A 14,664-nucleotide genomic window follows, 5' to 3' on the forward strand; every position below is an offset into this window, starting at 1 on the left:
CCGTTTCAGGAGCCTCTTTTTATTTTTCTAAAACAATTTTCTTGGTCACTTTTGTTTTTTCATTTTGAATAGAAACCAAATAAATCCCTTCAGAAAAAGAGTTGAGATTAATTTCTGTAGTGGAATCGTTAATTTTTTTGGTTAAGATTATCCGACCTTGTAAATCAATTACATTGATAAAAGTTTCTAAATTGTCTTTCCAGTTAATGGAAATAATCCCTGTGGACGGATTTGGATAAACAACCACATCCAGGAAGTTGTTTTCAATCAATTCAAGACTATTTTCAATAGTAATTGGAATGATGATATTGGGCAACCACGCCGAAGAAGCATTCAAAACATTAACCTTGAAGCTGTCTGTAGCAGCTTCAGAAAGAGAATTGTCATACGTTATTCTATTCAAATTTATATCTTCTTGCGAAAAACTATCACCAATAGTCAAAGGAATATTATCTTTATTTAAAGAACCCAATAAAGGTAACTCTAACAAAGTATAAAAGTGATTATTTGGCTCTTGTAGTGGAGTAGTGGCGTTGATTTCATTTTGTAAAATTATTTTTGTTGTATTTATTTCCGTGACAACACCATTATTAATAAAGTTTATCTCATTTTCAATGTTTTCGGAATTACAAAAACTTAGACTAACAGCATTAATTGTACCACCATCATTATTGTATTTATCAATCACAAACAAGGTCCAAATACCATCAGCCAAAAGACCATTTAACTCATGTAAAGGTTGGTTTGGTTTAATAGTCCCTGAAATAGCAGGATTTGAACCGCAACTCAGTAATGAACCTGAATCATCGAGTGTTGCCAGAATGTCATCTTGCCCACCACAAGGTTCATCGAATAATTCAACAGAAGGGCTACCAATCTCGGGAGGACCAATCAAATAAATAGATAAATCCTGAACCCAAGTATGAGAAATGGAAAGACTAACATTCACATCGGCTATTGTCATTCCACCATTTACTAAAATTGGAACAGACGCTTCAGAATTGGCAGTATTGCCAATCGTTGCATCTATAAAATCAGTAGCATCAAACAGAAAGCCACATTCAAAAATACCGGTTTGAAAACTTGACACTGTAAATTCCGATGCTTCTCCACAACGATTGCTTGGTTTTACTCGCCAATAGTATATTGTTTGACTATTTAAGTCAGTAATAGTAATAGTTGAATTTTCAGTGTTTTCAGACCAAATAATAGTGTTGAAAGTAACATCTGTGGCCACTTCAACCAAATAATTTTCTGCATTGATGTCTTCTTCCCATGATAAATTTACTGATGCGGTTACGGCAGTTTGTCCATTAGCGGGAGAAATTGGTTGAATAAGTCCAAAATCAGCTCGTAATACTTTCAAAGAGACATATCTTATTTCAGTTTCAGTAGCTGTTGAAGCAACAATGCCTATTTCATATTCACCTGGAACCACATTCAAAAGATCAGAGAAAATTAATTCAAAAGTACCATTACTATTGATGACGTTTTGATCAAAATTAGAAACGGAACCTTCCGGCAAATTCATAGCTGTCAATGTTACATTTTCATTACTATTGGTGTTAAAAGCAAATAAAAAGGAGGTGTTTTCATTAGCACAAACAGTTTGGTTATATCCAAGAGGTACAAAACCAAATTCAGAATCAATTCCGGAAATAATCAAGGAATAATTTTGTTGATTGGTTTGTAAAGTTCCTTTGTGTGAAACAGTAATGGTGTAATCTCCACCGTTGGTCGAATCAATTGTAACAGTTTCTACAGTATCTACAAAATTATCTTCAGTTCTTATAGCGTTTAAACTCGCATCAGCTTGTAATTGCCAAGGGTAAAACACAGAAGTTCCTTGAGTAATTCGAATATCCAAATCGTGTACGATTGCCGGTGTTGGGTCGTTCAAATTACCCGTATTAGCAATTCCCGGTAAATCTGTCCAACAGATTGTAGCAACTAAAGGTTGTCCACTAATTGATTTTATAGTTTTAGTGTAAACTTGATTTTGGGTTAATTTTTCCTCCGAAATCCACGTATTTAATCCGTTGTTTGTGATAGCAGTAGCTGCTTTTTTAGCATTCAGTAGACCCCAACCAAAGACAGCATCGGGGCCAGGATTTCCTGCATCATCTGCAGTATGACATGCCACCCCTTTTAATGTGGCCGATTTCATAAATCGTTGATATAAACTGTTGTGATGCTGTTGTAATAATAATAATGTTCCCATGACATTTGGGCTAGCCATTGAGGTTCCGGACAGTGTTGTATAATCGTTATCACCACTACTATTGGTAGAATATACGCCAGTGCCGTTTCCTGTAATGTCGGGTTTGATACGCAAGTCATCTGTAGGACCTTCGCTGCTGGCTGAATTAATATTTACCGAAATAAGATTTCCATTGCTGTCAATTACTGCATCTTGGCCATTAGCTACAACCAGATTGTTTTTTGCCGTTTTATTTCCGTTGAGCTTATCGTAATTTATTGTTGTTGGGTTTTCGTTATCAACATTACCATCATTACCAGCAGCTGTAACCATAAGGTAATAGGGAGAGATGTAATGAATTAAATCCCATTCAAGTGCATCTTGCGTGTAAGCTCCGGCATACCAACTGGGTACATTAAATAAACGCGAGCCATAAGAATGATTAGAAAGCAACAATCCATCTTGGATTTCTCCTAAAACTTCTGCTTCGTCTTGTGTCCAATCAAAGGTTTTAACTGTTGCTTGAAATGCCATTCCTTTTGCATTAATATCTATTCCTGCTGCACCAACCGTTCCTGTAACGTGTGTGGCATGAAAACTATTCCCATTCAATTCTGTGGTGCCGTCTCCAACAATCATTCTTCCACCAAATTCTTGATGTGATACACGTGTTGGGCCACCATCCCAAACACCACCCACCATTCCTTGACCATTAAGGTTTAAACCTAAACTTCCTCCTGAATTCACATGATTAGCACGAGTTGAAATTGCCGCGTCAACATTTTGAATCGAATAATATTTCGGACTTCCATCGGAAAACAAACCTATTAATTCATCAACACTTCCATCAGGGTTTCTTTTAAAGACTTCCCATTGATTCGCTTTAGCAGTGGAAAGTGCTTTTTCTTTATCAACTTTTGCTTTTTCATAAAGTGTTGACTGTAATTGTCTTATTTTAGATAAATCGTATTGCTCTATCACTGCTTTTTTCTGATCAGGCGTCTGAGCCACAGTGATGTAGGGAACAAGTATTAGTAGGAGCGTTATACTAAAACAAATTTTAGAAAAGTAGCAATTTTTCATCGGTTGATTTGGAATTTTAAGAATTCAAAGATATAAATTTAAATTTTTCTGATGATTTACTTTAAAAAATAAACATTATTTAACAATGGTTTAATGTCTAATTCTTTATTGTAAAGAATTTATTAGTATTTACGAAAAAATATAAAATGCAGATGTAGATAAAAAAAATCGGTTAATTTTATAGTCATGGAAAATAAGATTCTGTTAGCCGTAAAAAAGTTGATTATTTCTTTTAAAAAAGAGAAAGAATATGTGCCGGTGGTACATGACTTAACATATTGTTTATATGAAAATGAAATAGTAGGAATAGTTGGTGAATCCGGTTCTGGAAAGTCGGTTTCATCATTAGCTATCATGGGATTGTTGCCAAAAAGAATATCATTAATCAATAACGGTTCAATTATTTTTGATGGGAAAGATATCACACATTTATCGGATAAAGAGTTCCAAAAAATTCGAGGTAACGAAATTGCTATGATTTTTCAAGAGCCAATGAGTTCGTTAAACCCATCTTTACAATGTGGTTTTCAAGTTGCCGAAATTTTAACAAGGCATACTTCATTACCAAAAAAAGAAATTAAGACAGAAGTTCTTTCGTTATTTGAGAAAGTAAAATTGCCCAACCCAAAAGAACTCTTCAACAAATACCCACATCAAATCTCAGGCGGACAAAAACAACGCGTGATGATTGCAATGGCGATTGCTTGTAAGCCAAAAATACTGATAGCCGATGAACCCACAACCGCCTTAGACGTAACCGTTCAAAAAGAAATCATTCATTTATTGAAGGATTTGCAACAAGAAACCAAGATGAGTATTTTGTTTATTTCGCATGATTTATCGCTGGTTTCCGAAATTGCCAATCGGGTTTTGGTCATGTACAAAGGTGAAATTGTTGAACAAGGAAATGCTAAAGCCATTTTTGAAAACCCACAGCATAATTATACAAAGGCTTTAATTGCCTCCCGACCGTCATTGGAATATCGGTTAAAAAGGCTTCCAACAATTCAAGATTTTTTAAGTGAAAGAGGAAAAAGAGAAGTTGTTTCTGCCGAAGAACGAAAAGAAAATCAGAAAAAAATATACGCAAAAGCTCCTCTTTTGGAAGTGAAAAATGTAGAAAAAGAATATTTGTCAACGGTAGGTTTATTCGGTAAAAAGCTGTCGTTTAAAGCGGTTGATGACGTGAGTTTTAAAATTTACGAAGGCGAAACGGTTGGGTTGGTTGGCGAATCGGGTTGTGGAAAATCAACTTTAGGCAACGCCATTTTGCAATTGGATAAAGCAACTGCCGGACAAATTTTTTACAAAGGAAATGATATTACGAAATTGAATAAAGACGAAATTCGAAAACTCAGAAAAGAAATTCAACTTATTTTTCAAGATCCCTATTCGTCTTTAAACCCAAGAATTCCAGTTGGAAAAGCGATTATGGAACCGATGAAAGTGCACGGTTTGTATAAAAATGATGCAGAGCGAAAAGCGAAAACAATTGAAATTTTGGAGCGAGTGGGTTTGGGTGAAGATTTTTTTAACCGTTATCCTCACGAATTTTCAGGTGGTCAACGCCAACGTGTCGGAATTGCCCGAACCATTGCTTTGCAACCCAAGTTGATTGTGTGTGACGAATCGGTTTCGGCGTTAGATATCTCTGTTCAAGCTCAAGTTTTGAATTTATTGAATGAATTAAAAGAAAATTTCGGATTTACGTATATCTTTATTTCCCATGATTTGGCTGTGGTGAAATACATGAGCGACCAAGTTTTGGTCATGAACAAAGGAAAGATTGAAGAAATGGCCGATGCAGATGAACTGTATGCCAATCCAAAAAGTGAGTATACCAAAAAATTAATTGAAGCTATTCCGAAAGGATGATTTTAATCCAAAACCATTTCCGGAATTTCTCCTTCTACAATTAATGTTCCTTCGGTAGCTTTGATGATTTCTTCTACAGAAACACCGGGAGCTCGTTCAAGGAGTTTGAAACCTTTAGAAGTAACATCCATAACGGCTAATTCGGTGACAATTTTTTTAACGCAGCCCACACCTGTTAGCGGCAGTGTACATTGTTTTAAAACTTTTGATTCTCCTGCTTTATTAACATGCATCATGGCTACAATGATATTTTCAGCAGAAGCGACCAAATCCATCGCTCCGCCCATTCCTTTCACCATTTTTCCGGGAATTTTCCAGTTGGCAATGTCGCCGTTTTCGGAAACTTCCATCGCACCTAAAATCGTTAAATCTACTTTTTTGCTCCGAATCATTCCAAAACTAAAAGCCGAATCAAAAAAGGAAGCTCCGGGCAACGTAGTGATCGTCTGTTTTCCTGCATTAATGATATCCGCATCTTCTTCGCCTTCAAATGGAAATGGGCCCATACCCAATACCCCGTTTTCACTTTGAAATTCAACAGAAATATCAGTGCGAACAAAATTGGCAACCAAGGTCGGAATGCCAATTCCTAAGTTAACGTAGTAACCGTCTTTTACTTCTTTTGCAATACGTTTTGCAATTTGATTTTTATCTAAGGCCATTTTTAATGTGTCAATTTGTAAATTAGTCGATGTGTCAATTGTACCATTGCCACATCATTTCTGTCTAACTGTTCTTTGTTCAATTCTTTTCTCATATTTTTCACCTTGAAATATGCGATTAATCATAATTCCCGGTATATGAATTTGATTGGGGTCTAATGTTCCAACAGGAACTAATTCTTCCACTTCAGCAATGGTAATTTTTGCTGCTCCGGCCATGCACGCATTGAAATTTCTGGCAGTTCCTTTAAAAATAATATTTCCGGCCTCATCACCCTTCCAAGCTTTAACGATGGCGAAATCAGCTTTGTAAGCTTCTTCCATTACATACATTTTTCCATTGAATTCGCGGGTTTCTTTTCCTTCCGCCACTTCGGTTCCATATCCGGCAGGTGTAAAAAAAGCAGGGATTCCATGTTGAGCAGCTCTGCATTTTTCGGCTAAAGTCCCCTGTGGGGTAAGTTCTACTTCTAATTCTCCCGATAACATTTGACGTTCAAATTCTGCATTTTCTCCAACATAAGATGAAATCATTTTTTTTATTTGCTTTTTTTGAAGAAGTAATCCCAATCCAAAATCATCTACTCCTGCATTGTTCGAGATACATGTGAGGTCAGTTACATTCATCTTAACCAACTCAGCAATGCTGTTTTCAGGAATGCCACAAAGGCCAAATCCACCAAGCATAATGGTCATATTATCGGTAATTCCAACAAGAGCTTCTTGAACAGAATTTACTTTTCTTGTAATCATATTGTTTGTTTGTTTTCGAATTTTAAAGGTATAAAAAAATGGGCTTTTTGCAAAGTCCATTCTTTTATAATTATTTTTAGATGAATTTTCTAAAAATTGAATTCATCTAAGTCTTGATCAAAATCCAAGGTGTCTTTAGCCGCTTTCCAACAATCTACTTTTACAGTAATGTTTTCGGGTCTTTCAAAAGGATCTTTAGATACATTAAGTTTTTTGTCTTTGTAGCATTTATCCATGTAGATTCCCCAAATTGGCAATGCCATTGTGGCTCCTTGTCCCATGGCAGTAGTATTAAATCGAGCAGAACGGTCTTCACATCCTACCCAAACACCTGTACATAGGTTTGGAACAAAGCCCATAAACCATCCATCGGAATTATTTTGAGTAGTTCCGGTTTTTCCGGCAATTGGGTTGTCAAGTTTGTAATCATAATGCCTGAATCCTGCCCTACCTCCTCGAAGTCGGGTTCCTGTTCCATCCTCGGTTACACCTTCCATTAATTTTACAACTGCATAAGCAATATCTTGACTCAAAACATCATGACTTTCCGGGATGTTCTCATAGATAATATTCCCGTTTTTATCTTCGATACGGGTAATCATCTGTGGTTTGATGTAAATACCTTTGTTGGCAAAAGTACTGAATGCAGCCACCATATCATGTACTGTAATTTCAACGGCACCTAGACAAATGGATACTTGTTCAGGGATTTCAGCAGAAACGCCTAATTTATGCGTTAAATCTATAACTGCTTTTGGACCGGTTTTATCAATTAATTTGGCAGAAATGGTGTTTACGGAATTTGCTAATGCTTTCTTTAAATTAATCATTCCTCTATATTTACCATCCGAATTTCTTGGTGTCCAATCGGCACTAACGTTATGCCTTCCTCTACGAATGGTAAAGGGAGCATCAATAATTGAATCACAGGGAGACATTCTTAGTTCTTGTATAGCTGTGGCATATACAAATGGTTTAAAAGTTGATCCTACTTGTCTGGCTCCTTGTCCGGCATGGTCATATTGGAAGTGTTTATAATTGATACCGCCCACCCACGCTTTAACGTGTCCGGTTTGCGGTTCCATTGAAATCATACCGCTTCGTAAAAAATGCTTATAATACCGAATGGAATCCATGGGGGTCATAATTGTATCACGCTCTCCCTTCCAAGTAAAAACCCTCATTTCTGTTTTTATATCAAAGGATTTGATGATTTCCTCTTCACTTTTATTTTGGGCTTTCATCTGTCGCCAACGCTCTGAATTTTTCATTGCTCTTTTTAACAGTCTTGTTGTTTCATCCTCTGTAATTCTGTAAAAAGGAGCATTTTTGTTTTTCTTCTGACTTTTAAAAAATTCTGCTTGTAGGTTTTTTAGATGTTCGTGTACCGCTTCTTCGGCATGTTTTTGCATGCGAGAATCAATGGTTGTGTAAATTTTTAAGCCATCGTTATAGATGTTGTATTCTGTGCCGTCCGGTTTTTTATTTTCTTTTACCCATTTTTTCATGTAATCCCGGAGGTATTCTCTAAAATAAGTAGCGATTCCTTCTACATGGCTTTCCGGATTAAAATCTAAAATGATTGGTTTTTTTTCCAATTGAGCTTTGGCTTCCGGTTCTAAAAAATTGTTTCTTACCATTTGATTGAGAACAGTATTTCTTCTTTTTAGAACTAATTCTTTTCTTTTTTCTCGGGTTGGATTGTATAAAGAAGGGTTTTTTAGCATTCCCACTAATAAAGCACTTTCTTCAATTGTTAACTCTTTTGGTTCTTTCCCAAAATATACTTTAGCGGCAGATTTTATTCCCACTGCGGTATTTACAAAATCAGCCCTATTTAAGTATAGAGCAATAATTTCGTTTTTGGTGTATTGCCGTTCAAGTTTTGTAGCAATAATCCATTCTTTAACTTTTTGGACCATTCTAAAAAGAATAAATCGAGAGCCTTCACCGTGGAATAATAATTTAGCCAATTGTTGTGTAATTGTACTAGCACCTCCATCAGCTCCTAATTTTAAAGCTGCCCCAAATGTTCTTCGGGCATCTATACCGGAGTGTTCATAGAAGCGTTCGTCTTCTGTTGCAATTAGAGCGTCAACTAAGTGTTTTGGGAGTTCTTCATATTTTACCGGAGAACGATTTTCTCTATAAAATTTACCTAAAACCACACCGTCTGAGGAAATAATTTCAGTAGCTAAATTAGAATCAGGATTTTCCAGTTCATCAAAACTGGGCATAGAGCCAAATAAACCAAAATTAGCAAATACAAAAAAGAGAACTACACCACCCAAACCAAAGAAAAATACTTTCCAGAATTTTTTTTGATAGTAAGCGATGTCTTTTGCAGACGAATTATTTTTTTTTGCCATATTATTCTACTTTTTCTATTCGTAAACCAACGTCAGTAACGCCATCTAGCGTTTCAACCCCTTCAATTTTACCTGATTTTCTAACAGCTTGTTGAATGTTGATAAAATATTTTCCTACTTTAGGAAATGTAAAATTCTCTTTGTAAAACAATTTGTTTTCTTTTGTGTCTGTAATTCCTTTCCCCATCAAAGAACCATCCGGATTAGCCATTTCATATTCTAAAGTGTCAATAATGATTTTTTTATCCGGTTGTTCCATTTCTACAATTAAAAACAAATTGCGAAAAGGGTAATTGTTATTATTGCGAATCGTAACAAATAAATTTTTACGTAAAGAGGAATCTTTTTCTTCATATACAAAAGAAATAATGCTGTCCTTATGCCAAGTGTTACCTACTTTTTGGTATTCATCAAAAAGCCTTCTTTTGTCACATGACGTGCAAAAAATTACTAGCAAGACAAAAATCAGACTACTTTTTTTGATCATTTTTAACTGATTTATTTGGTCTTCTTTTTTTGTTGTTATTTTTTTTCTTTTTAGGTTGATCAAAACGAGTCAAACTTTCTTGCCCCATCGCATTATTAAAATCTTGCTTTGGTTCTTGAGCTATATCTAAAGCAAAATCCTCCAAAGAACTTACTTTTCTTTTTTGTTTGTTTTCCGCTACTATTTCTTTTACCTGAGCAATTTCTAAAACATGCCAATTAGCCATGTTTTCGGCATAAGCATACCACATTAATCCTTTAAAAATATCTTGTTTTTGGCAATACGCCACTCCTTTTTCAGTCTCCAATTTAGTTTCAAAGTCAGGAAAATCTTTCAAGACATCCATATAGGTGTCTAACTCGTAGTTTAAACAACACTTTAATTTTCCACATTGTCCGGCCAATTTTTGAGGGTTTAAGGAAAGTTGCTGGTAACGAGCGGCAGATGTATTAACACTTCTAAAATCAGTCAGCCAAGTGGAGCAACATAATTCTCTGCCACAAGAGCCAATTCCCCCTAAACGAGCTGCCTCCTGACGGAAACCAACTTGTTTCATCTCAATTCGGGTTTTGAAAGATTGGGCGTATTCTTTAATCAATTGGCGAAAATCTACGCGGTCTTCTGCGGTGTAATAAAAAGTAGCTTTAGAGCCATCTCCTTGAAATTCAATATCGGAAATTTTCATTTGCAATTGTAAACGAATCGCAATTTCACGAGCCGTAACCTTCATAGGTTCTTCCTTAGCACGAGCATCGGACCAAATATCAATATCTTTTTGAGACGCTTTTCGATAGATTTTAGTGATTTCAGAGCCCGAAGGATTGACACCTTTTTTCTTCATCTGAACCTTTACCAATTCTCCGGTAAGTGTGACAATTCCGATATCATGACCCGGAGAAGCTTCCGTGGCCACAATATCACCAATAGAAAGTGAAATTTTTTCAGTATTGCGGAAAAATTCTTTTCTTCCGTTTTTAAATCGTACTTCAACACAGTCAAACTGTTCCTGACCACTTGGCAAACTCATGTTGGAAAGCCAATCAAAAACTGTTAATTTGTTGCAGCTGTCGGTGCCACAAGTCCCTTTATTTTGACATCCTTTGGGAGCTCCTTCTTTACTCCCGGTAGAACAATTTGTACAAGCCATAATTTTATATATTGGTCATCTCGTTATGTATAACAAGACTACAGATAGTAAACGTTAAGTGTGTAAAGATAGTATTTTTTGATAGAAGTAAACGGGAAGTTTTTTCAGATTTTTAAGATTCAAAAAACCCCATTTCGAAAAATTGAAATGGGGTTTGATAATTTTTATTAATTAAAAATTTATTGGATATACTTAAATAATTTATCAGACAAACGAATACGAAACGGAACAGTAAAAGTCAATTTATCACCTGGTTTTGCGAGATTACTTTCTTTTCCATTTACAAAAATTTTATCTAAAATCAATTCCTGATTTCCAGTGGTTGGTCCGGAAATTAAAATTTTATCTCCTGATTTTACATCCTGATTTTCAATCAAAAACAAACCTACTTGAGCCTTTGTATAATAATGTTCGGCATTACCAATCAGTATTTTTTTACGTTTGATGCGTTCGCGAATGGGTTTTGGTTTTTCTATTTCATTTGCAATAGCTAAAGATGTATCACTTAATTCACCGGAATGTTTGAATTTTAAAGCGGGGGATTTTCCTTTTTTGAAAATCATGTTTCCTTTTTGGATTCCTTTTCTCAATTTGACTTGTTCAGCTAATGGTAAATGAATGATTTTCCGACATTCTGAAGAACAACAGTTATCCATTTTTTCTTTGCATTCATCACATTGGATGAATAATAAATGACAACCATCGTTCACGCAATTGGTATGATTGTCACATGGTTTTCCGCATTGGTGACATTGCGAAATAATATCTTTTGTGATTCTTTCGCCTAGACGATGATCGAACACAAAGTTTTTACCAATGAATTTACTTTCCAAACCTTCTTGTTCAATTTGACGTGCATATTCAATAATTCCGCCTTCTAATTGATAGACGTTTTTGAAACCTTTATGTTTAAAATAAGCACTGGCTTTTTCGCAGCGAATTCCACCTGTGCAATACATTAAAAGATTTTTTTCTTCTTTAAGGTCTTTTAATTGGTCTTCAATAATAGGAAGCGATGCTCTAAATGTATCCACATCAGGGGTAATCGCTCCTTTAAAATGACCAATTTCACTTTCATAATGATTTCTAAAATCAACTACAATCGTGTTAGGGTCTTCTAAAAGTTGGTTGAATTCCTTCGCTTTTAAGTGAATTCCTTTGTTGGTGACATCAAAAGAGGAGTCGTCAAGACCGTCGGCTACTATTTTATGTCGTACTTTTATGGTTAATTTTAAAAAGGAATGATCGTCTTGTTCGCGAGCCATGTTCAATCGAATACCACGCATGAAATCATATGCTTCCAGCGTATCTTTGAATTGATAAAAATAATCTGCCGGCAACGAAAGTTGAGCATTAATTCCTTCATGAGCTACATATATTCTACCCAAGACATCCAGCGGATTCCATGCTAGGAACAAATCATCTCTAAATTTTTTAGGGTCTTCAATTTTGGCATAGGCATAAAAAGACAACGTAAGGCGTTGCTTGCCGGCTTGATCTATAAGTTCGGCTCTTTCTTCTGCCCTCATCGTGTTATACAGTTGCATGCTATAAACGTTTTAGGGTTAATTCAATAAGATAAATTCTAAATGGAAGAATTCGTTACAAAAATAAACAATTTAAATTAAAATTTAGGGTAGGGTTTTTATTTAATCATTTGTTATTATAAAGTTAAAACGATATATTTGTTTAACCAAACCTTTTGAGTTTATGAATAGACGTAATTTTTTAAAAAATTCAGGAAAGGTGATACTCGTCAGTTCAGCTTTAGTAATCACCGGAAATTTAGTTACCTCTTGTTCGTCGGATAGTGATGATTCATATGATGATGGCTACTACGACGACGGTTATTATGACGATGGCTATTATGATGACGGTTATTATGAGGATGGTTACTATGACGATGGCTATTATGATGACGGTTATTATGACGATGGTTATTATGACGATGGTTATTATGATGATTAATCACCTATAACAATTCGTTGAACAAAGTACTTTTTTTACATGATACAAACATCTCGTTAAAAAGAGGTGCAGAATTAACTATAACCCAATTGGTCAATCTCGGCATACAATTGGGTTACTTAGTTGAGACTGATTTGTTGACTAATTTTGAAGTAACAACGAGTAAAATTCAACAAACCGATTTAATTGTATTGAATAGTACTTCTCGGTGCCGATTTGAAAAAAAGTTACTTCGTTATTTAGTTGATGAAAATATAAACTACATCAAAATTGAATTCGACTATAATTTTTGCATTCGAAGAAATATTTTATGTACGGTCGATAGAGGAATTCGAAACTGCTGCGACAACGAAAAATATCATTTATATCATGAAGTCTTCGGGAATGCAAAGTTGAATGCGTTTCAATCTCCCAAACATTTTGAAGACCATTATGCTTTTTATGGCGAATCGGTTGCGAATAAAATAATTATGCCTCCAACCGTTGAGGTCGAAAAATTGCAAGTTTCTGAACTAAAAAATGAAACAGTCATTCCTTTCTTTGGTGATGTTAGTTATTTAAAAGGTGGCGAAGCATTGCTTGATTATGCTCTTGAAAATCCTCAATTTACGTTTCAAGTATACGGAAAAAATGAATTGAGAAGAGAATTACCTTCTAATGTTTTTTTGAATGATTATATACCAAATGAAGAAGTTCTAAAAATTCTAGGACATTCAAAATACTTTTTCTGCAAGCCTGTTTGGCCCGAACCTTCTGGTAGATTGGCCGCAGAAGCTTTTTTGTCCGATTGTGAAATGATTACAAACGATAGAGTAGGAACTTGGTCGTTTGATTTTTATCCCAACAATAAAGAAAGAGCGAAAAAAGAAATGAAAGAAACGCCACAACTATTTTGGGATAATGTGGGTCGGATTTTAAACCAAAATGAAGCTGAAACGGTTCCTGATTTAGGTAATGTTTTGGTTTATAAAAGTTATGGTGGTTTAGGCGATATTTTTTTCTGTTTGCCAAGTTTAATCCATTTAAAAGAAGTTTCAAAATCGGTGAGTTTTGCGGTTCATCCCAGATTAGTTTCTTTCTTTACCAGGTATTTTAAAGAAATTACCATTGTGGATGAAGAAAAAATCAAAGAAAAGGAAGCCAATTTTGAAAAAATCATCGAATTAGGAAATTATCCTGCTTTTCGTGGTTATGATTTGCCTCATGCTTTGCGATATTCTACACATAAAAAAGTAAAACAACACGCTATTCAGCACCACATTGACGGATTGGCAAAATTTCATAAGAATTACTCCAATCAATACAAAGGTTATCCCTATTTTGAAAGAGATACCGATTATGAAAACCCCTATTATACCGTTCATCCCGGTGCCGGTTTTTTACTAAAAATTTGGCCAACAGAAAATTATGCTAAATTAATAGAAGAACTCCATCGTTTGTTCCCTAAACTAAAATGTAAAATTATTTTAGGGAAAGAAGATCCTAATCCCGCTGATTTTTTTACCAAAGAAATGCCTCATATCGATTATGTTACAGGTGGTTTAGATGATATTGGTAAAGTCATGGAGCGTGCTTTTTTCCACATAGGAAACGATGCGGGAATTACCCATGTAGCCGGTGCGTTTAACGTACCAACTGTTGGAATTTACGGCCCAACCGGTCCCGGTTCTTGGGGGAGTTTTGCCGAGTTCAACGAGATTATTTGGGGCAAAAAAGGGAATTGTGAATTACGATGTAATTATGATGTGATTATCAATTGTCCTGATCGGGTTTGTTTGTCTTCTACAACCGTTCCAAAAGTGTTGAGTGCGTTATATACACTTTTGCAAAAAGCCTACGAAGATTTGGCTGTTGAATTAAAAGTGAACCCTCTTTTAGAAGTTGATTTTTCTGAAAAAGATTGTTTGCTCAAAATAAATGAAAATGAGTTATTGATTGAATACCGTGATTTGACCATGAAAAGTTCGGTTGAAGAAATTCTAAAAGGAAATTTCAAAGAAAATTATTCCGAAGATGAAGAATCATTGATTCATGTTTTTATGGAACAACAAGTGCTATTTTGTATTCCAGAATTAAAATAAAGAAAAGAGCGTTGTTTTTCTATGGAACAACGCTCTTTT

General features: G+C 35.2%; 10 protein-coding genes. 3 read left to right on the top strand and 7 right to left on the bottom strand.

Annotated features, from left to right (window positions below):
• Nucleotides 1–19: 19 nt before the first annotated feature.
• Nucleotides 20–3,283: a S8 family serine peptidase gene (locus tag R2782_RS08965; RefSeq protein ID WP_371267898.1), complete on the bottom strand. Its 3,264-nt coding sequence runs from the start codon at nt 3,281–3,283 to the stop codon at nt 20–22.
• A gap of 186 nt (nt 3,284–3,469) precedes the next feature.
• On the opposite strand from R2782_RS08965, the gene R2782_RS08970 reads away from it, so the two are divergent.
• On the top strand, nt 3,470–5,158 hold the full coding sequence (locus R2782_RS08970) for an ABC transporter ATP-binding protein (RefSeq protein WP_371267899.1): 1,689 nt from the start codon (nt 3,470–3,472) through the stop codon (nt 5,156–5,158).
• A 2-nt stretch (nt 5,159–5,160) separates the two neighbouring features.
• On the opposite strand, the gene R2782_RS08975 is transcribed toward R2782_RS08970, so the two are convergent.
• The 6 genes from R2782_RS08975 to R2782_RS09000 form a co-directional block, all read right to left on the bottom strand.
• Complete coding sequence (locus tag R2782_RS08975; RefSeq protein WP_371267900.1) at nt 5,161–5,820, bottom strand: CoA transferase subunit B; 660 nt, start codon at nt 5,818–5,820, stop codon at nt 5,161–5,163.
• A gap of 54 nt (nt 5,821–5,874) precedes the next feature.
• Nucleotides 5,875–6,573 carry a CoA transferase subunit A gene (locus tag R2782_RS08980; protein ID WP_371267901.1) on the bottom strand — a complete coding sequence of 233 codons (699 nt, stop codon included), beginning with the start codon at nt 6,571–6,573 and terminating at the stop codon, nt 5,875–5,877.
• A gap of 89 nt (nt 6,574–6,662) precedes the next feature.
• Nucleotides 6,663–8,942 carry a penicillin-binding protein 1A gene (locus R2782_RS08985; RefSeq protein WP_371267902.1) on the bottom strand — a complete coding sequence of 760 codons (2,280 nt, stop codon included), beginning with the start codon at nt 8,940–8,942 and terminating at the stop codon, nt 6,663–6,665.
• Nucleotide 8,943: 1 nt separating this feature from the next.
• Nucleotides 8,944–9,429 (bottom strand): gliding motility lipoprotein GldH, encoded by a 486-nt coding sequence (locus R2782_RS08990; RefSeq protein ID WP_371267903.1) that lies wholly within the window; start codon nt 9,427–9,429, stop codon nt 8,944–8,946.
• The gene (locus R2782_RS08995) at nt 9,413–10,576 is read right to left on the bottom strand and encodes a stage 0 sporulation family protein (RefSeq protein ID WP_371267904.1); all 1,164 of its coding nucleotides are present in this window, start codon (nt 10,574–10,576) and stop codon (nt 9,413–9,415) included. The genes R2782_RS08990 and R2782_RS08995 overlap by 17 nt, the downstream gene beginning before the upstream one ends.
• Before the next feature lie 179 nt (nt 10,577–10,755).
• A complete protein-coding gene (locus tag R2782_RS09000; protein ID WP_371267905.1) occupies nt 10,756–12,123 on the bottom strand; it encodes a rhodanese-related sulfurtransferase in 1,368 nt (455 codons plus the stop codon).
• Between the two features lie 163 nt (nt 12,124–12,286).
• Here R2782_RS09000 and R2782_RS09005 point away from each other — a divergent pair, with 163 nt between their 5' ends.
• Nucleotides 12,287–12,544 (top strand): hypothetical protein, encoded by a 258-nt coding sequence (locus R2782_RS09005; RefSeq protein WP_371267906.1) that lies wholly within the window; start codon nt 12,287–12,289, stop codon nt 12,542–12,544.
• Nucleotides 12,545–12,561: 17 nt separating this feature from the next.
• Nucleotides 12,562–14,625, top strand: coding sequence for a glycosyltransferase family 9 protein (locus tag R2782_RS09010; protein ID WP_371267907.1), 2,064 nt, complete (start codon nt 12,562–12,564; stop codon nt 14,623–14,625).
• Nucleotides 14,626–14,664 lie beyond the last annotated feature (39 nt).

The organism is Flavobacterium sp. (assembly GCF_041392085.1).
Lineage (GTDB): Bacteria > Bacteroidota > Bacteroidia > Flavobacteriales > Flavobacteriaceae > Flavobacterium.